At 68.6% G+C, this 16,100-nt stretch carries 19 protein-coding genes; all 19 read right to left on the minus strand.

The window, feature by feature from the left end; all coding sequences use genetic code 11:
- Window positions 1-109: 109 nt before the first annotated feature.
- The gene (locus tag ACO0LV_RS13270; protein WP_424788390.1) at window positions 110-469 is read right to left on the minus strand and encodes a YraN family protein; all 360 of its coding nucleotides are present in this window, start codon (window positions 467-469) and stop codon (window positions 110-112) included.
- Between the two features lie 94 nt (window positions 470-563).
- Entirely contained in the window at window positions 564-2,165 is a 1,602-nt protein-coding gene (locus ACO0LV_RS13275) for a hypothetical protein (protein ID WP_424788391.1), read from the minus strand.
- 93 nt (window positions 2,166-2,258) lie between these two features.
- Window positions 2,259-2,564: a DUF2469 domain-containing protein gene (locus ACO0LV_RS13280; protein ID WP_424788392.1), complete on the minus strand. Its 306-nt coding sequence runs from the start codon at window positions 2,562-2,564 to the stop codon at window positions 2,259-2,261.
- Window positions 2,561-3,277 (minus strand): ribonuclease HII, encoded by a 717-nt coding sequence (locus ACO0LV_RS13285; protein WP_424788393.1) that lies wholly within the window; start codon window positions 3,275-3,277, stop codon window positions 2,561-2,563. The genes ACO0LV_RS13280 and ACO0LV_RS13285 overlap by 4 nt, the downstream gene beginning before the upstream one ends.
- Window positions 3,278-3,280: 3 nt before the next feature.
- Window positions 3,281-4,072 carry a signal peptidase I gene (lepB, locus tag ACO0LV_RS13290; protein ID WP_424788394.1) on the minus strand — a complete coding sequence of 264 codons (792 nt, stop codon included), beginning with the start codon at window positions 4,070-4,072 and terminating at the stop codon, window positions 3,281-3,283.
- Between the two features lie 20 nt (window positions 4,073-4,092).
- Entirely contained in the window at window positions 4,093-4,452 is a 360-nt protein-coding gene (rplS, locus tag ACO0LV_RS13295; RefSeq protein WP_424788395.1) for a 50S ribosomal protein L19, read from the minus strand.
- 176 nt (window positions 4,453-4,628) lie between these two features.
- The gene (gene trmD / locus ACO0LV_RS13300; protein ID WP_424788396.1) at window positions 4,629-5,894 is read right to left on the minus strand and encodes a tRNA (guanosine(37)-N1)-methyltransferase TrmD; all 1,266 of its coding nucleotides are present in this window, start codon (window positions 5,892-5,894) and stop codon (window positions 4,629-4,631) included.
- A complete protein-coding gene (gene rimM, locus ACO0LV_RS13305; protein ID WP_424788397.1) occupies window positions 5,891-6,418 on the minus strand; it encodes a ribosome maturation factor RimM in 528 nt (175 codons plus the stop codon). The genes trmD and rimM overlap by 4 nt, the downstream gene beginning before the upstream one ends.
- A 117-nt stretch (window positions 6,419-6,535) precedes the next feature.
- Window positions 6,536-6,775: an RNA-binding protein gene (locus ACO0LV_RS13310; protein WP_424788398.1), complete on the minus strand. Its 240-nt coding sequence runs from the start codon at window positions 6,773-6,775 to the stop codon at window positions 6,536-6,538.
- Window positions 6,775-7,278: a 30S ribosomal protein S16 gene (gene rpsP, locus ACO0LV_RS13315; protein ID WP_424788399.1), complete on the minus strand. Its 504-nt coding sequence runs from the start codon at window positions 7,276-7,278 to the stop codon at window positions 6,775-6,777. The genes ACO0LV_RS13310 and rpsP overlap by 1 nt, the downstream gene beginning before the upstream one ends.
- Before the next feature lie 236 nt (window positions 7,279-7,514).
- Window positions 7,515-8,300 (minus strand): ABC transporter permease, encoded by a 786-nt coding sequence (locus ACO0LV_RS13320; RefSeq protein ID WP_424788400.1) that lies wholly within the window; start codon window positions 8,298-8,300, stop codon window positions 7,515-7,517.
- On the minus strand, window positions 8,297-9,247 hold the full coding sequence (locus ACO0LV_RS13325; RefSeq protein ID WP_424788401.1) for an ABC transporter ATP-binding protein: 951 nt from the start codon (window positions 9,245-9,247) through the stop codon (window positions 8,297-8,299). Before ACO0LV_RS13325 ends, ACO0LV_RS13320 begins: the two co-directional genes overlap by 4 nt.
- Window positions 9,244-9,963 (minus strand): hypothetical protein, encoded by a 720-nt coding sequence (locus ACO0LV_RS13330; protein WP_424788402.1) that lies wholly within the window; start codon window positions 9,961-9,963, stop codon window positions 9,244-9,246. Before ACO0LV_RS13330 ends, ACO0LV_RS13325 begins: the two co-directional genes overlap by 4 nt.
- Complete coding sequence (locus tag ACO0LV_RS13335) at window positions 9,960-10,838, minus strand: ATP-binding cassette domain-containing protein (protein WP_424788403.1); 879 nt, start codon at window positions 10,836-10,838, stop codon at window positions 9,960-9,962. The genes ACO0LV_RS13330 and ACO0LV_RS13335 overlap by 4 nt, the downstream gene beginning before the upstream one ends.
- Entirely contained in the window at window positions 10,835-11,194 is a 360-nt protein-coding gene (locus ACO0LV_RS13340) for a GntR family transcriptional regulator (protein ID WP_424788404.1), read from the minus strand. Before ACO0LV_RS13340 ends, ACO0LV_RS13335 begins: the two co-directional genes overlap by 4 nt.
- 304 nt (window positions 11,195-11,498) lie before the next feature.
- Window positions 11,499-12,941, minus strand: coding sequence for an ABC transporter substrate-binding protein (locus ACO0LV_RS13345; RefSeq protein ID WP_424788405.1), 1,443 nt, complete (start codon window positions 12,939-12,941; stop codon window positions 11,499-11,501).
- A gap of 11 nt (window positions 12,942-12,952) precedes the next feature.
- Entirely contained in the window at window positions 12,953-13,900 is a 948-nt protein-coding gene (locus ACO0LV_RS13350; protein ID WP_424788406.1) for a carbohydrate ABC transporter permease, read from the minus strand.
- Between the two features lie 18 nt (window positions 13,901-13,918).
- Window positions 13,919-14,818, minus strand: coding sequence for a carbohydrate ABC transporter permease (locus ACO0LV_RS13355; RefSeq protein ID WP_424788526.1), 900 nt, complete (start codon window positions 14,816-14,818; stop codon window positions 13,919-13,921).
- A gap of 135 nt (window positions 14,819-14,953) precedes the next feature.
- The gene (locus tag ACO0LV_RS13360) at window positions 14,954-16,039 is read right to left on the minus strand and encodes an amidohydrolase family protein (protein ID WP_424788407.1); all 1,086 of its coding nucleotides are present in this window, start codon (window positions 16,037-16,039) and stop codon (window positions 14,954-14,956) included.
- Window positions 16,040-16,100: the final 61 nt, after the last annotated feature.

A 16,100-nucleotide genomic window follows, 5' to 3' on the forward strand; every position in this document is an offset into this window, starting at 1 on the left:
GCTGTGAATAGGTGCTCAGCGGCTCAACGGCGCGCCGGCGCTGGCGCGCACCGCCGATACGGCTCCGCGTCGAGGCGCGCAGGGCCGGACGTCCATTGCGCGGACCTGGTCAGCCGACCGAGCGCAGGTGCCTGACCAGCGCCCCTCCCCCGGGTGGCAGCAGCACCGCGATCACATCGATGCGCACCGCCGGGAAGTAGGACGGGCACTGGGCCAGGAACGCGGCGGCGAGGCGCCGCAGACGCCGCAGTTTCACCCCGGCTACCGCCTCGGCCGGGCTTCCGAACCGGGTCGAGGTGCGGGTCTTGACCTCCACCACCACCAGGGTGGACCCGTCCTGGGCGACGATGTCGATCTCGCCGGCCCGGCAACGCCAGTTCGTGGCCAGCACCCGCATGCCGTGGTTGCGCAACCACCCGGCGGCCACGTGCTCGCCACGTGCCCCGATCTGCTGGTTGTGAGCGGACACAGCCACCACCTCCACTGCCCAGCGTGCCCGCCGGGCGAGGTGAGCACGGAGGCCCCGGGCGCACGTGTGGACAGCGCCTCGGGCTGTGGACGGCTCAGACCGGCACGGCCTCGCTCCGCCGCGACGTGCGGATCGCGCGAAGGTTGATCAGATACGTGAGCACGAAGGCCAGGGACATCGAGGTGAGCATCGAGATCACCATCCCGACCGCGCTGGTGGCGATGAACGGAGCGACGAAGGCCGGGACGTATGCGGTGGCCTCGACCCCGAAGGCGCCCACCACCGCACCGCCGACGGTCGCCGCGCCGACAGCGGCGGCGAAGACGCGCCTATCGCCGAACATGAACGGATAAGCCGCCTCGACGAAGGTGCCGAAGAAGAAGTTCACCGGCGCACCGGATCCGGCGAGTGCCCGCTCACCGCTGGTGCGGGGCTTGATCACGTTGGCCAGGGTGATGCCCAGGCTGACCATGACCAGGGCGACCATGTCGATGGCACCGAAGAAACTGTGGCCCTTCTGCCCCATCTCCAGCAGCACCAGCGGCAGGATCACCGCGTGGTAGACCCCGCCGATGATCGCGAACCAGATCACCGCGCCGGCCAAAGCCCCGGCCAGGATCGGACTGAACACCAGGGCCGCCTCGATGCCGTCCTTGACGGCCAGACCCAGCCAGTTCGTGACCGGCGCCAACAGGTAGTACACGATCAGTCCCGGTACCACTCCCGCGACCGCACCGGTGGCGATGTTGGCGGTGGTGGCCGGGAAGCGCCAGGCCAGGGTCTTTCCGATCAGCCATGCCGCCAGCAGCCCGGACAGGATCCCGCCGGCCAGCCCGCCCAGGATGCCGCCCTCGGCGGCCAGGATGCCGGCGATCGCACCGGCCACCAGGCCCACCTCATCGAGCCCGGATATCTTGCGCGCCGCGACCGCCGCGATGACCACCGGAAGACCGGCCATCAGCACGTCGAACACATCGGACAACCCGGCCAGCGGCGGGACCTTGCTCACCGCCAGCACCAGCGCCAGGGCGATGAAGGCCGGGATGGAGCCGACCATGATGCCGCGGATGCTGATCCGGCGCCACGCGGCCTCACGTGTGTGTCCCGACTGGCTGCCACCGCCGCCCAGCGCGGGGCGGTACCGAACCTTCCAGCACCGGGCCAGGGCGGAGACGTAGGCCACCGCACGGGTGGTGGAGGTGGTGCCGGTGGTGCCCGAGGCGCCGACGACGTTCAACCCCATCTGCTGTGCGGTGGCGATCGAGGTCCCCCCGGTCCCGGCGGCCGGGAGGCCTTGCTCGACGCCGGCGGCCACCGTGGCAGCGTTCGTGCCGGTCGGGTCCGCACTCATCAGGATCAACCCGTCGACTGCGCCCGCGCGCACCTGCTCGGCGATCTCGGCGTCGAGTGCCGCTGCGGCCCGGTTCACCTCCGCCAGAGTGCCGCGGGCGGTGACCGTGACCTGACCGTCGACCAGGGCGAACAGTTCCGCCGGGGTTTCCTCCGCGGCGCTGTGCATCGAGGTCTGCGCCGAGACGACCTGCACGTGCGTCAGTTCGAAGCCGGCGGCGTGTACCTGACGCCGGACATCGGCGATCATCCCGGCCGCGTCATGGCCGCCGTGGCTGCGCAGGTTCCCCCCGCTACTGCCCAGCAGCGCTATCGTCCGGCGCTGCCCATCCTTGTCCTGGACCACGTCCGGTCCCTTTCTCGAAGTCTGCGTTGACAGGTGTGCCCGACGGCGTCGGGCAGGTTCTGCTGCCCGTGCTCGCGGCGGGGTGGTGGGTGCTCAGCCGGGCAGTTCCAGGTCCGGTTTGGCCAGTTCCTCCACGTTGACGTCCTTGAAGGTCACCACCCTTACGGACTTGACGAACCTGGCCGAGCGGTACACGTCCCAGACCCAGGCGTCTCCGAGGGTCAACTCGAAGAACACCTCACCGCCGGCCGAACGGACCTGTAGGTCCACGTGGTTGGCCAGGTAGAAGCGGCGCTCGGTCTCCACCACATAGGAGAACAACCCGACCACGTCGCGGTACTCGCGGTACAGCGCGAGTTCGGCGTCGGTCTCATAGCTCTCCAGGTCGTCGGCACTCACAGGTCCATCATGCCCTGCTCGAGCGCCACTGTTGTGCCGGGCAACGCCCAACTGCGCCGGTGCCAGGGGGTCGGCCCGCGCTCCCGGAGCGCACGCAGGTGCTCCGGGGCGGCGTACCCCTTGTTCTCGGCCCACCCGAACTCCGGGTGGTCCGGGTGCAGGGCGGTCATCGCGTCATCGCGCTCACACTTGGCCAGGACGCTCGCCGCGGCCACGCATGCGCACGTCAGATCGGCCTTGATGCGGGTGGTCACCTGCGGCGCCGGCGCCTCCACGACCATCCCCCGGGGCGGGGTGAGCCAGTCATGATGACCGTCCAGGATCACCGCCGACGGCGCTGCGCTCTGCTCGGTAAGCGCCGTCAGGGCACGTTGCCCGGCGATCCGCAGTGCCCCGATGATCCCCCACACGTCGATCTCGGCGGGACTGGCGTGACCGACAGAACTGGCGTACGCCCATCGGCGGATCGGTGCGCACAAGGACTGCCGGACCTGGGGGCGCAGCAATTTCGAGTCGCGCAGACCGGCCGGGATGCGGCCGGTATCCCTGCGCACCACGACCACGCCCACGCTGACGGGCCCGGCCAGTGCACCACGGCCCACCTCGTCCATGCCGGCCACCAGCTCGTGACCGGAGTCGATCAGGTCGCGCTCGACATGCCGGCCCGGTGGGCGCGTCCTGCTGCGGCGTTTGGGGCGGTGGGCGGCACTCATCGTTCAGGCGGGGTCGGGCACACCGACGAAAACGTCCTCGCCCCCGGACAGCCAGGTGAGCCGGTCCAGCGGCCACACGATCACGAAGGCACGGCCGGTGACCTGATCAACCGGGACGAATCCGCCACCCGCGGCCCCACCGTGGTAACGGGAGTCGGCCGACTGGGCGCGGTTGTCGCCCATCAGCCACAGATGCTCGGCCGGGACGACGACGTCGAACTCATCCTGGCTGGGTGCGACCCCGGTGGCCAGGTAGGGCGTCTCGTCGATCGACTCACCGTTGACGCTCACCCGGCCCTGCTCGTCGCAGCAGACGACCTCATCGCCGGGCAGGCCGATCACGCGTTTGATCACATGCTCATCGGCGTGCTGGGGCAGGATCCCGACGAAGATCAGGGCTTGCTGCCAGACCGTGGGCTCGGGCGCGGGGGTATCGCGCAGCCAGCCACCGGGGTCGACGAACACGACCACATCGCCCCGCTCGATGTCACTGACGGCGGGGACCAACTTATTCACCACCAGCCGGTCCCCCACGTCCAGGGTGTCCTGCATGGACACGCTCGGGATGAAGAAGGCCTGGGCGAAGAAGGTCTTGATGACGAAGGACAGCACCAGTGCGGTCACCACCACGATGGTGGTCTCGCGCAGGAACGTGGCGAACGGCCCCCGCTTGCGACGCCGGCGTGGCGAGTCGCCCCGGGCTGCTCCGACGGTCGATGTGGTCGCCTCGGAAGCGGGCGCCGGGCTGTCGTCGTCGTTCGCGCTGCCGGCCCCGCTCCGGGGCTGATCGGTCACCTGCTACCGGCCGATGCCGGTCAGTTGGCCGGAGTGGTCTCGCGACGCTCGCGAATCCGGGTGGCCTTGCCCTGACGGTCGCGCAGGTAGTACAACTTCGCCCGGCGAACCGCACCACGGCTGACGACGTCGATGTGGTCCACGGTCGGTGAGTGCAGCGGGAAGGTCCGCTCCACGCCCACGCCGAAACTGGCCTTGCGCACGGTGAAGGTCTCGCGCACGCCGCCACCACTCCGGGCGATCACGGCACCCTGGAACACCTGGATCCGCGAACGGCTCCCCTCGATGACCTTCACGTGTACACGCACGGTGTCACCGGCGCGAAACTCGGGCACGTCGGTGCGCAGCGATGCTGCGTCGACTTCGTCCAGGATGTTCATGCTGAGCCTTTCCGCTGTGCCACAGGTCACTCGCGCTGATACGGGCGGCGGGCGCCGCCGTCGAAGTAATGGTCGGTGGTCACCCAACGCTCATACGGGCACGCGCTCCCCTGCGGCAGAGGCGTGGAGGGTGGTGACCTCGGCATATTCTGCCACACCAGGACGATCGGAGAGAATCAGGCCGATGTGGGACCCAGGGTGAGTTCCATCACGAAGTCGGACTCGATGCTGGAGCCGACGTTGAACGTGCGCTCCCCCACCCGGGTGAATCCCTGGCTGCGGTAGAACTGCTGCGCACGTTCGTTGAGTTGGCTCACCCCGAGCCAGACCGAGTCGACCGGGCGGCGCCCGGCCTCCGCGATCGCCGCACGGACCAGGGCCGCGCCGACGCCTCGCCGGTGGTGCTCGGGCAGGACGTAGATCTTGCTCAACTCCGCGCACGGCCGGGCCCGGACCACAGCGCGGACGTCCTCCGACCTCGGCTCCTGATAGCCCAGCAGCGTGTAGCCCACGATGGCCCCGCCCAGGGTCGCCAGCAGGATCGTGTGCTCCCGGCTGCGCAGATAGGCGCGCAGTCGCTGGGGGTTGAGGTTGGTGTCGACGAAGGTCTGCACGTCGTCGGGGGCGATGTGGGCTGGGCAGGCCAGCGGGAAGGTGACCGCGGCCACCTCGGCCAGTTCCTCGACGTCAGCGGCCTTCGCGGGGCGGACCTGCACCGTCCCAGCGGCCTCCAGCAGGTCGGGGCGGCGCTGGGCGGTGCGTTGCAGTGCGCGGGCACGGCGCCAGCGGCGGATCCGATCGTGATCACCCGAGCGCAGCACCTCGGGCACCTCCTGGTCACGCCAGTAGGTGGGCCTGGTGTAGACCGGATACTCCAGCAGGCCACCGCTGCCATGGGACTCCTCCACCAGGGACTCGGGGTTGCCGACCACCCCGGGTAGCAGGCGTGCCAGCGCCTCGATGATCACCAGGGCCGCCGCCTCGCCTCCGTTCAGCACGTAATCTCCGATGGAGATCTCGCGAACCTCGATCTGCTCGCCGGCCTGGTAGTGGTGGGCCACCCGGGCGTCGATGCCCTCATACCGCCCGCACGCGAGGACCAACTGGGCCCCGGCGGCGACCATCAGCGCCAGTTCCTCAGCGGTGGTCTGGGTCAGCGGTTCCCCTGCCGGGGAGGGCAGCACCAGGGTGCGGACATGATGCTGGCCCTGGCTGAACACCTCATCGAGCGCACGACCCCAGACATCGGGGCGCATCACCATTCCGGCGCCGCCACCGAAGGGAGCGTCATCGACGGTGCGGTGAGCGTCGATGGTCCAGTCACGCAGATCATGCACGGAGATGTTCAGCAGCCCGTCCCGGCGTGCCTTACCCACCAGGGACAGGTTCAGCGGGTCGAGGTACTGGGGGAAGATGCTCACCACATCGATCCGGCCGGTCATGCCTCCTGCTCCTCCTCGGGTAGCAGCCCACCGGGCGGGTCGATCGTGACCGTTCCGGCGTCCACATCCACCTCGGGCACGATCTGGGATACGAACGGCACGAGCACCTGCTCCCCAGCGGTGGTGCGCAGCAACAGCACATCGTGGGCCGGCATATGCCGCACACCCTCGATGCTGCCCAGGTCCACCCCCGCCGGGGTGCGGGCGAGCAGTCCGCGCAACTGGTGCGGGTACCACGCGTCCGGTTCATGTACGGGAGGGGCGAGCAGACTCACGCCGCGCAGCGTCTGCGCGGCGTCGCGGTCGGTGTGCCCGGTGAAGCGTGCGTGGTACTGGCCGCGGTGCAGGTACAGGTGCTCCACGGTCAGCGGGCCGGCTTCGGGCGGGTCGGTGACGATCTCGGTACCGGTCGCGAGCCGCGAGTCCGGATCGTCGGTGTGCACCTGCAGGCGGACGTCGCCACGCAGGCCGTGGGCGGGCCCGATGGTCGCCACCCGCAGCAGTTCCTGTTCCTCGCCGGTCACTCCCCGATCATGGCGTACCCGCCTCCCCCGGTACACACCCGGCCGGTAACGCCCGGCGGTGACACGACGCAGCCACCCGGCCCCGGGGGGCTGGGTGGCTGCGTCGTTCGGACCGGTTCAGCGTCGGTCCACGTCCACGACGTCCACGCGAACCGGGCCATCGGTGGCGAGTGCCCCGATCACGGTTCGCAGGGCGCGGGCGGTGCGACCGGAGCGTCCGATCACACGCCCGAGGTCGGCGGGGTTGACCCGCACCTCGAGCAGGTCACCGCGGCGCAGCGTCTTGGTGTCGACCCGGACGTCGTCGGGGTTGTCCACGATGCCGCGCACCAGGTGCTCGAGTGCATCGGCCAGCATCAGGCTTGCGCCTCCGGCTCCTCGCCGCTGCCGTCGCCGGCTGCGTCGTCGGCCTCAGCCGGCTCCTGCGCAGCGCTCGCGTCTTCGGCGTGCTTCTCAGCAGATTCCTCGGCAGCCTTGGCGGCGTCTTCCTTGGCCTTGGCCGCCTGCGCCTTGCGCAGTTCGGCGTCAGCCTCGGCGGCCTTGATCGCCTCGGCGGCGTCGGCACCGCCCTCCTTGGTCCGCAGGGTGCCCTCGGCGCCGGGCAGACCCTTGAAACTCTGCCAGTCGCCGGTCACCTTCAACAGTGCGAGCACCTGCTCGGTGGGCTGTGCGCCCACCCCGAGCCAGTACTTGGCCCGCTCGGAGTCGACGTCGATGACGGACGGCTCTTCGGTGGGGTGGTACTTGCCGATCTCTTCGATCACCCGGCCATCACGCTTGGTGCGGGAGTCGGCGACGACGATGCGGTAGTAGGGCGCCCGGATTTTGCCCATGCGCTTCAAACGGATCTTGACGGCCACGTTGGTGGTTACTCCTCGAATGTTTGGGAGGGCTCGCGGCACACCCTGTAGGGACAAGGGTGGGCAGGTCGCCCGGGACACATCACGGTGCGCGGAGAGAGGGCCAGGCACCACGATGGGTACAGCGGGCCATTGTGCCAGATCGCGGCAGCACCGGGCCACAGCCGCACGCCCGCTGTGATGGGATACACGCCACACCAAGCCGCCGGTCCGGTCGGGACCGGGCGGGGCCGCCGTCAGGACCAGCGGAAGGTGCGGGCACCGACGGCGAAGAAGACCACCGTATAGGCACCCATGACTCCCAGTTGCAGCCACGGGGTGCCGGTGCCGAACCATGCCTCCGACAGCGCCTGGCTCGCCGCTCCCAACGGGGTGTAGGTGGCGATGGTCTGGAGCGTGTCGGGCATCATCGGCCCCGGGGTCCACAGCCCGGCGAAGAACAGCATGGGGAAGTACGTCAGCATCCCGATTCCGGAAGCGGTGCTGGCTTTCGGGGCGAGCCCACCGATCAGAAGCCCGATCGCGAGCATCGTCCCGGCGCCCAGCAGGAACGCTGCGGCCAGCACCAGCGGCTGGGACGGGAGGGGCACGTCGAAGGCGAACACGCCCACGACCACCGCCAGCGCCGCGGCGATCAACAGCGTGACGATGCTGATCACCATGTGCGCGTACAGCACCCCTGCCGGGCGCATCGGGGTGGTGGCCAGCCGGCGGAAGACGCCCTGTTCCCGGTAGCCGGCCAGATAGGCAGGCAACGTGGTGAGCCCGACGGTGGCGATCGCGACGCTGACCAGGGCTGGGGTGAAGACGTGGATGACCTGCAACCCGTCCCAGGGCGGCCCGACCCCCTCCACCTCGGTGCGCATGCCTGGAATGACCAGGCTCATGCCCACAAGCAGGACGGTAGGGAAGATCAGGGCGAAGAAGACCGAGCCGAAGTCGCGGCTGAACAGCCGGGCTTCGGTGCGGGTGAGTTGGCCCAGACCGCGCGGGACAGGTGGACGGGTGGTGGTGGCAGTCATGCGGAGACCTCCGAGTCGGCATCGGCGACGGACAGTTCGCGGCCGGTCGTTGCCACGAACACGTCCTCCAGAGAACGGTTCAGGGTTCGGATCTCGTCGGGGACGATGTCGAGTTCGGCCAGGGCGAGCAGGGTGGAGGGCAGCACCGTGCGGGAGCCGCTGACCTCGATCTCGTGACCCACGTGGCGCACCTGGTCCACGTCGGCAAGGTTGTGCAGCACCTGCTCATCGAGTGCCTCGGACAGTCGCATCCGGAAGGTCCGCTCCTCCTCCAGGTCGGCGATGAGGGCGGCCGGGGCACCCTCGGCGACGATCCGGCCACGGTCGATGATCGCCAGCCGGTCACAGAGCCGTTCGGCCTCCTCCATGAAATGGGTGACCAGCACGATCGTCACGCCGCGGGAGCGGACCTGCTCGACCAGTTTCCAGGTGTCCCGGCGGGCCTGGGGGTCCAGGCCGGTGGTCAGTTCGTCCAGGATCGCCACGTGAGGGTTGCCGATCAGGGCCAGGGCAATGGACAGACGTTGCTGCTGCCCACCTGAGAGTGCCTCGAACTTGGTGTGCCGCTTGTCGTGCAGACCCAGCAGTGCCAGCAGTTCGTCGGCATCGGCGGGATCGGCGTAGAAGGAGGCGTACAGCCGAAGTGCCTCTGCGACGGTGATCTTGGCCGGCAGCCGGGAGGATTGCAGTTGGATCCCCAGCACCTCCCGAACCGAGGCCGGGTCGCGTTGGGGGTCGCGGCCGAGGATGCGCACGGTCCCGGCGTCGGCGGTACGCAGCCCGGCGAGGCATTCCACGGTGGTGGTCTTGCCGGCACCGTTGGGGCCCAGCACGCCGAAGATCTCTCCGGGCTGGACCTGCAGGCTGACGTTGTCGACGGCGACGGTGTCGCCGTAGATCTTGCGCAGGCCAGTGATCTCGATGACCGGTTGGGTGGTGATCGTCATGATGACTCCACGGAGTTGATGGGAACGTTGCGGGTAACGAGATGGAAAGCGAAAGCGCCGGTAGCGACGACGATGAGGGCGAAGGCCACCGCCCATCCGGCCCCGGTGGGCAGACCGAGCCAGGCCTGGATCGGCGCATCGCTCGCGGTCAGCGCGATCACCACGAGCACGGGGCCGACGGTGGGGATGAGCAGCACGGTGCCCAGCAGCGCGCTGGTGCGGTAGTAGGCCATCGCCACCAGCAGGCCGCAGATGATCGCCGTGGTGGACAGCAACCACTGGCCCACGAACATCCCCCAGGTGGCGCCCGAACCGAGCATCGGCCCGTCCTCGAGCAGCATCGCCGCGTCGGGGAATACCAGCGCCTCCAGGACGGCGAGCAGGTACAGCGCTGCACCGTAGAGCACCCCCATGATGAGCGCGGTGAGCACGTTCGCCCGGATGAAGGCCCTTCTGGTCATCCCGGACAGCACGTGCACCGGCAGGTAGGCCAGCACGAAGATGAGCGCGAGGGAGAAAGCGAACCAGGTGGAGGCGTGGGTGCCGTACGGCGCAACCAGCACCCGGGTCGGGATGATCCCGCTCATCAGGATGTGCGCGGTGATGAGCAGCAGTACCAGGACCCCCCAGAGCCACACGGCCACACGCAGGTGCGCCTCGATCAGGGTCCGGGTGGCCACGATCCAGTTCGGTCGGAGACGGGTGGTGGTGGTCATCGGTTCTCCCCGGAGGTGAGATGGACGAACAGGTCCTGCAGCGGGACCGGGCCGATCTCGACGCCGGACTCCTTGGCCCGCCGGCGAAGGTCGGGATCGAGGTCGCCGAACACGGTCGTCTGCTGGGTGGGTCCCAGCGCCTGGGTGGACAGCACCTGTAGCCCGGCGGTCAGGTCGGTGATGGCCTCGGCGGCGCCGGTGAGGCTGGCTCCGCGAGCCCGCAGGTCCTCGGCGTCGGCATTGAGTAGCACGCGCCCGGAGTGCAGGATCGTGACGCCGGCGAATAGTTGCTCGATCTCGCTGATCAGGTGGCTGGAGAGCACGATCGTGCGGGGGTTCTCGACGTAGTCGGCCAGGAGCAGGTCGTAGAACCGGTACCGGGACGGGGCGTCCATACCCAGGTGCACCTCGTCGAACAGGGTCACCGGTGACCGGCTGGCCAGACCCAGCACCACCCCGAGGGCCGATCGCTGGCCCCGGGAGAGCTTGTCCGGGCGCTTCTTGGGCGAGAGTTCGAAGGCCTCCAGCAATTCCCCGGCGTAGTCGGCGTCCCAGTACCTGCGCACGTCGGCGAAGTAGTCCAGGTTGGTGCGCACCTTCTCGTCGGTGAGGACATCGCCGCTCTCGCGGATCATGCAGATGTCGCCCATGATCCGTTCGTTCTCGAACGGATCCTCGCCGCCCACCAACACGGCGCCGGTGGTGGGCCGGCGCAGTGCCGCGATCGTCGACAGCAGCGTGGTCTTGCCGGAGCCGTTGCGTCCGAGCAGGCCGTGGATCGCACCCGCATCGAACTGCACACTGACGTTCTGTAGGGCCTGGGTGTCCTTGAACCGGACACCAAGTTGCTCGGTGCTGATGCTCAGCCCGCTCACAGCCGGCCTCCCTTCCGGATGTAGGCGAGGAGGTCGGCGGTATCGATGCCCAGCATCCGCGCCTCCCGCAGAACCGGGTCCATCCAGTCGGTGAAGAACGCCTCGCGGCGCTGGGCCCGCAACCTCTGCGGAGCCCCCTCGGCGACGAACATGCCCACTCCTCGTTGCTTGTAGAGAATCCCTTCGGCCACCAGTTCGGTGAAGGCCTTTGCGGCGGTGGCCGGGTTGATCCGGTAGGTGGTGGCGTACTGCGTGGTCGACATGACCTGGTCGCCGGCGGCCAGCCGGCCGCCGATGATGTCGGCGCGAATCTGATCGGCGATCTGCACGTAGATCGGCTCAGGACCGTCGAACATCCCACCTCCCTGGTTCATTACTGCACTAATGAACCATAGGACCGAAGACCTGTCAATCCATCCATGGACCTCCTCCCGCTGACACCAGGGCGCGGCGGCGCACCGGCGGGGCGCTGTCGGGCCGAAGGGGCGCATCGGGAGCGCAGTTGCGCCCAACGGGGCACGAGGGGCGCAGCGGCAGGGCAGTGCCGGGGTCATCGGCGGGCGACGCCGCACCGGCGCAGGCCCTCAGGCCGCTGGAAGGCTCAGTGCGTCGCCGGCATGAGCGCACAGGGAGCCGGCCCCTGCTCGGCCGAGGAGTTCACTACTCGAACATGTTGTTGATCTGGTCGTTCAGTTCCGCCATCGCCTGCACGTCCCGGGTGCCCAGGTAGATCGAGTCCATCACCGGTGTCACCAGTGAGGTGATCGCGGCGCCGTGGTCGGTCACCGGGAACAGCACCGTGTAGTTGTTGTCCACCAGGTCGGTGAAGGGGGTCACATCGATCCCCTCCGCTGCGAACTCCTCCACCGCTGCCTCGGTGCCCGCAGGCCGGGCCGGGAAGATCACCGCCTGCTCCCCTACCGTGATCTGGCACTCATCGGATCCCAGGTAGGCCACCAACCGGGCCGCCTCCTCGGGGTGCTCGGTCTGGGCGTTGATGTTGTCGGCCAAGCCGTTGTACATCGAGACCGGGTGGCCCACCGGTCCGCTGGGGACGGGAGCGATGCCCATCTCCACCCCGTCCAGGGCCGCGAAACTGCGGATCATCCAGGACCCGTTGGCCGAGATCGCCGCCTGCCCGGAGGCGAACTGCTGCACCGGGTTGGGGTCGGTTCCGCCGATCTCGAAGGGTGGCATGAACCCCTTGTCCACCAGGGAGAAGAGCCATTCGATGGAGTCGAGGAACCGCGGATCGTCGTAGTTGTACTCATCCCCCCACACCTGCGCGTTGGTGTACTCCCACCCGGTGGCGCCGGCCAGCCAGGACCACTGGGTCTGCCCGTCGAAGCCGCCGGACCCGTTGGAGGCGATGCCGTAGGTGACCACGTTGCCCGGGTCGAAACCGTCCTCGTCGCCGCGCACCCCGTTGGCGTCCACCGACAGTCGCGCGAGGACCTCCTCGAAGGTGCCGCCGTCGTCGGGGTTCCAGTCCAGGCCCTCCAGGTCCTCCGGTTCCAGCCCGGCATCGGCCAGCAGGGCCTGGTTGTAGAACAACGCGATGGTGTCGAAGTCCTTGGGGATCCCGTACCAGCCGCCATCGGGTCCCACCCACAACTCCGAGAGCCCCTCCTGGAACTCATCCGGCTCGATCTGGGAGGTGGCCTCCAACTCGTTCAGATCCAGCAACACCTCACGGGTGACGTACTCGGGGTATCGGGTCAGGTGGCCGGTGAGCACGTCCGGGCCCGCGCCGGCTACGAATCCCGCGGTGACCTTCTGCCAGTAGTCGTCCCACCCGTACTGGCTCACCCGCACGTTGATGTCGGGGTTGGCGTCCTCGAAGGCCTGCACGCACTGCTGGTAGGCCGGTAACTGGTTGGCGTCCCACAACCAGTAGTCCAGGTGCACCTCATCGCCCAGTTCGGGCGCCGCGCATCCGGCCAGCACCAGGCCTGCACCAGCGAGCGCGGCCACCGAGGAGATCCGCAGCCGACGGCGCCGTCCCCCGGCGGTGGAGCGTGTGGTCGGTCCGGTCTCACCCCGGTAGGAACGACTGCGGGTGGCACCGTGCGTCACTCGGCCGGTCCGGGTGGTGGGGTTCATCATGGCGCTCCTCACTTGATCCCGGTGAAACCGATGGAGTTGACGATGCGCTTGGCGAAGAGCATGAACAGCACCAGCATGGGCAGGGCCGCCACCAGGGTCGCCGCCATCAGGCCGGACCAGTCCGGTCCGGTCTGGGGGGTCTGTGCGTTGAACGTGGCCAGGGCCACGGTCAGCACCCGGGACTCGTCGGTGTAGGAGACCATCAGCGGCCAGAAGTAGTCGTTCCAGGCGGTGATGTAGGTCAGGATCGAGACTGTGGCGATCGGTGCCACGGTCATCGGGATGATCAGGGTGAAGAACACCCGTACCTTCGAGGCACCATCGATGAAGGCCGCCTCCTCCACTTCGATGGCCACGTTCATGAAGAACTGGCGCAGGAAGAAGATCACGAACGGGGTCATGAACAGCCCGGGCAGCATGATGCCCAGCAGCGTGTCGATGAGACCCAGATCACGGATCAGGAGGAAGTTGGGCAGCAGGGTGAAGATCAGCGGCACCATGAGGGAGAGCAGGAACAGCCCGAAGACGAAGTCCCGTCCCGGCCAGCGCAACCGGGAGAAGGCGTAGGCGGCCATTGCGGAGAAGAACACCTGGCACACCGTGACCGCGGTGGCCACGATCACCGAGTTGCGCAGGTACAGCCAGAAGTCCATGTGCGCCCCGGAACCGCCGTCGGCGATCGCCTCCTCCACCGACTGCATCCCGAACACCCGCGCGAACCCGCTCCAGGTGAACTCCACCGGCAGCAGCGAGGCGGCATTGGCGTACAGCGCGCTGTTGGAGGAGAGCGCGGTGCGCAGGATCCAGTAGAACGGGAACAGGGTGATGATCAACAGGAGCACCATCACCACCCAGGCGAGGATGCGCCCGAGGCCGGACCTGCGGTGGGGACGGGACGTCTGCGCCTGCCTCATCGGGGCGTCCGGTTCCACCGCGGCCACCTTCTCCTGAGTCATGTCCTCACCCCGCTCTCTCTAGTTCAGATCCGATTGGCCGGCCCGCGTGACGCGGTACTGCAGGAAGGTGACCACCATCAGGATCACCAGCAACGCAACGCTCAGCGCGGAGGCGTAGCCGAAGTCGAACTGGCCGAAAGCCATGTCGTAGATGTAGTACTGCAGCACCCTGCTCGCATCGACCGGGCCTCCGGCAGTGGTCACCGAGACGGTGTCGAACACCTGGAACGAGCCGATCACGGTGATGATCAGCACCAGTCCCAGGATCGGCCGCAGCAACGGCATCGTGATGGAGAAGAAGGACCGCACCTCCCCCGCGCCGTCCACCCGGGCGGCCTCGTACAGGTTCTGCGGGATGGTCTGGAGGCCGGCGAAGATCAGCAGCGCGGTGTAGCCCATGTGCCGCCAGATGTTGACTGCGGCGATGGTCGGGATCACCCAGGTCTCGGAGTTGAAGAATGCCACCGGGTCGAACCCGATCGCGGTCAGGATCCGGTTACCGAGTCCGAGCTGGAAGTCCAGGATCCACAAGAACACCAGCGCCGCCACCACGTTCGAGACCAGGAACGGGGTCAGCACCAGCGAACGCAGCAGGGTGGACTGGGTGAGCCGCTGCATCAGGACCGCGATCAGCAGGGCCAGCACCGTCTGGAACCCGATGTTGAGGATCACGTAGTAGATGGTGACCCGCACGGCGTTCCAGAACACCGGGTCGGCGAACATCCGGGTGAAGTTGTCCAGCCCGATGAACTCCGCCGGGGACAGCAGGTCCCAGGAGGTCATCGACAACCACAGGCCGCGAAGCAGCGGCCAGAAGTAGAAGGTCAACAACCCGACCGTCGCGGGGAAGATGAACACCAGCGCCAGTCGCAGGTCCGATCTCGGCTTGTTGCGGACCGGCCGAGTCTCGGTGTGCACGACCACCACACGACTCCTTCGGCGTTGCTGAACTGCTGGTTCACCGATTCAAGCAGGTCACGGGGAGTGCGACAAGCGCGACACCCCGGCCAACGGAGGGACAAGACCTCGGATGTCTGCGCGGAATCGGGCCTGTCAGCCGACCACCCGCCCTCGCCGGATCACCGCTGTGGGATGGGCCAACACCCCGATGTCTGCGCGTGGATCCGCCGGATAGACCACCAGATCGGCCGGTGCCCCCTCGGCGATGCCGGGGCGGCCCAGGTAGGCACGTGCCGCCCAACTCGCAGCGGCCAGCACGTCGACGGCCGGCACGCCGGCCCGGACCATCTCCGCGCACTCCTGCGCGATCAACCCGTGCGCCAGGGTGCCACCGGCATCGGTGCCGACCAGCAGCGGGACCCCCGCCTCATACAGGTCGTGTACGTGCTGGTACCTGCGGGCGTGCATCGCCCGCATCCGCTGGGCGAAGGCGGGGAACTTGGCCGCACCCTGATCGGCGATCTTGTCGAAGGTCCCCACCTGAAGCAGCGTGGGCACCACCGGGGTCTGCCGCTGCGCGGCACTGGCGATCTGGCTCGCGCTCATCCCGGTGCCGTGCTCGATGCAGTCGACCCCGGCGGCCAGGATCGGGTCGATCGTCTCAGTCGCGAAGGTGTGCACGGTGACGCGGGCACCTTCTGCGTGCGCCGACTCCACGCCGCGCGCCAGCTGCTCATCGGGCCACAACGGTTCCAGGTCCGCGGCCGGTCCCCTGGCCCGGTCGATCCAGTCCCCCACGACCTTGACCCAGCCGTCCCCGGCACGGGCCTGCACGGCCATCGCACCGGGCAACTCGTCCACGGACTCCAGTTCGATGGCGAAGTAGCGCAGGTACCGCTTCGGACGGGCCAGGTGTCGGCCGGCGCGGATGATCTCGGGAACATCGTCGCGGTCCGCGAGCCACCGGGTGTCCACCGGCGATCCCGCATCGCGGACGAGCAGCGTGCCCGCGGCCAGATCCGCGCGCGCTTGCGCCAGGACGGTCGACTCCTCCACCTCGCCCAGCGGGCCGAGACCGACGTGGCAGTGCACGTCCACCAGGCCGGGCACCGCCCAACCCTCGATGATCCGGTCGGCGGAGCCGGCGTCGTCGAGCCGCAGCACGCCGTCGGCAATGCCGACCTGCCCTACCGACCGCGCGCCGTCCAGGATCACCTCACCCCGGACGATCAGGTCCATCTAACTGCTCCGCACCCGGTCCGCACCGAACCCGGCCGGTGCAGGTGCCGAAGGGCAGGAC

It is taken from the genome of Pseudactinotalea sp. Z1739 (assembly GCF_049725055.1).
Classification (GTDB): Bacteria; Actinomycetota; Actinomycetes; order Actinomycetales; family Beutenbergiaceae; genus CALKWS01.

Excerpts from the sequence above, each read along its gene's own strand:
- ACO0LV_RS13285 (WP_424788393.1), bottom strand. The coding sequence starts at position 3,277 with ATGAGTGCCGCCCACCGCCCCAAACGCCGCAGCAGGACGCGCCCACCG.
- rplS (WP_424788395.1), bottom strand. The coding sequence starts at position 4,452 with ATGAACATCCTGGACGAAGTCGACGCAGCATCGCTGCGCACCGACGTG.
- trmD (WP_424788396.1), bottom strand. The coding sequence starts at position 5,894 with ATGACCGGCCGGATCGATGTGGTGAGCATCTTCCCCCAGTACCTCGAC.
- ACO0LV_RS13310 (WP_424788398.1), bottom strand. The coding sequence starts at position 6,775 with ATGCTGGCCGATGCACTCGAGCACCTGGTGCGCGGCATCGTGGACAAC.
- ACO0LV_RS13320 (WP_424788400.1), bottom strand. The coding sequence starts at position 8,300 with ATGACTGCCACCACCACCCGTCCACCTGTCCCGCGCGGTCTGGGCCAA.
- ACO0LV_RS13325 (WP_424788401.1), bottom strand. The coding sequence starts at position 9,247 with ATGACGATCACCACCCAACCGGTCATCGAGATCACTGGCCTGCGCAAG.
- ACO0LV_RS13330 (WP_424788402.1), bottom strand. The coding sequence starts at position 9,963 with ATGACCACCACCACCCGTCTCCGACCGAACTGGATCGTGGCCACCCGG.
- ACO0LV_RS13340 (WP_424788404.1), bottom strand. The coding sequence starts at position 11,194 with ATGTTCGACGGTCCTGAGCCGATCTACGTGCAGATCGCCGATCAGATT.
- ACO0LV_RS13345 (WP_424788405.1), bottom strand. The coding sequence starts at position 12,941 with ATGAACCCCACCACCCGGACCGGCCGAGTGACGCACGGTGCCACCCGC.
- ACO0LV_RS13350 (WP_424788406.1), bottom strand. The coding sequence starts at position 13,900 with ATGACTCAGGAGAAGGTGGCCGCGGTGGAACCGGACGCCCCGATGAGG.
- ACO0LV_RS13360 (WP_424788407.1), bottom strand. The coding sequence starts at position 16,039 with ATGGACCTGATCGTCCGGGGTGAGGTGATCCTGGACGGCGCGCGGTCG.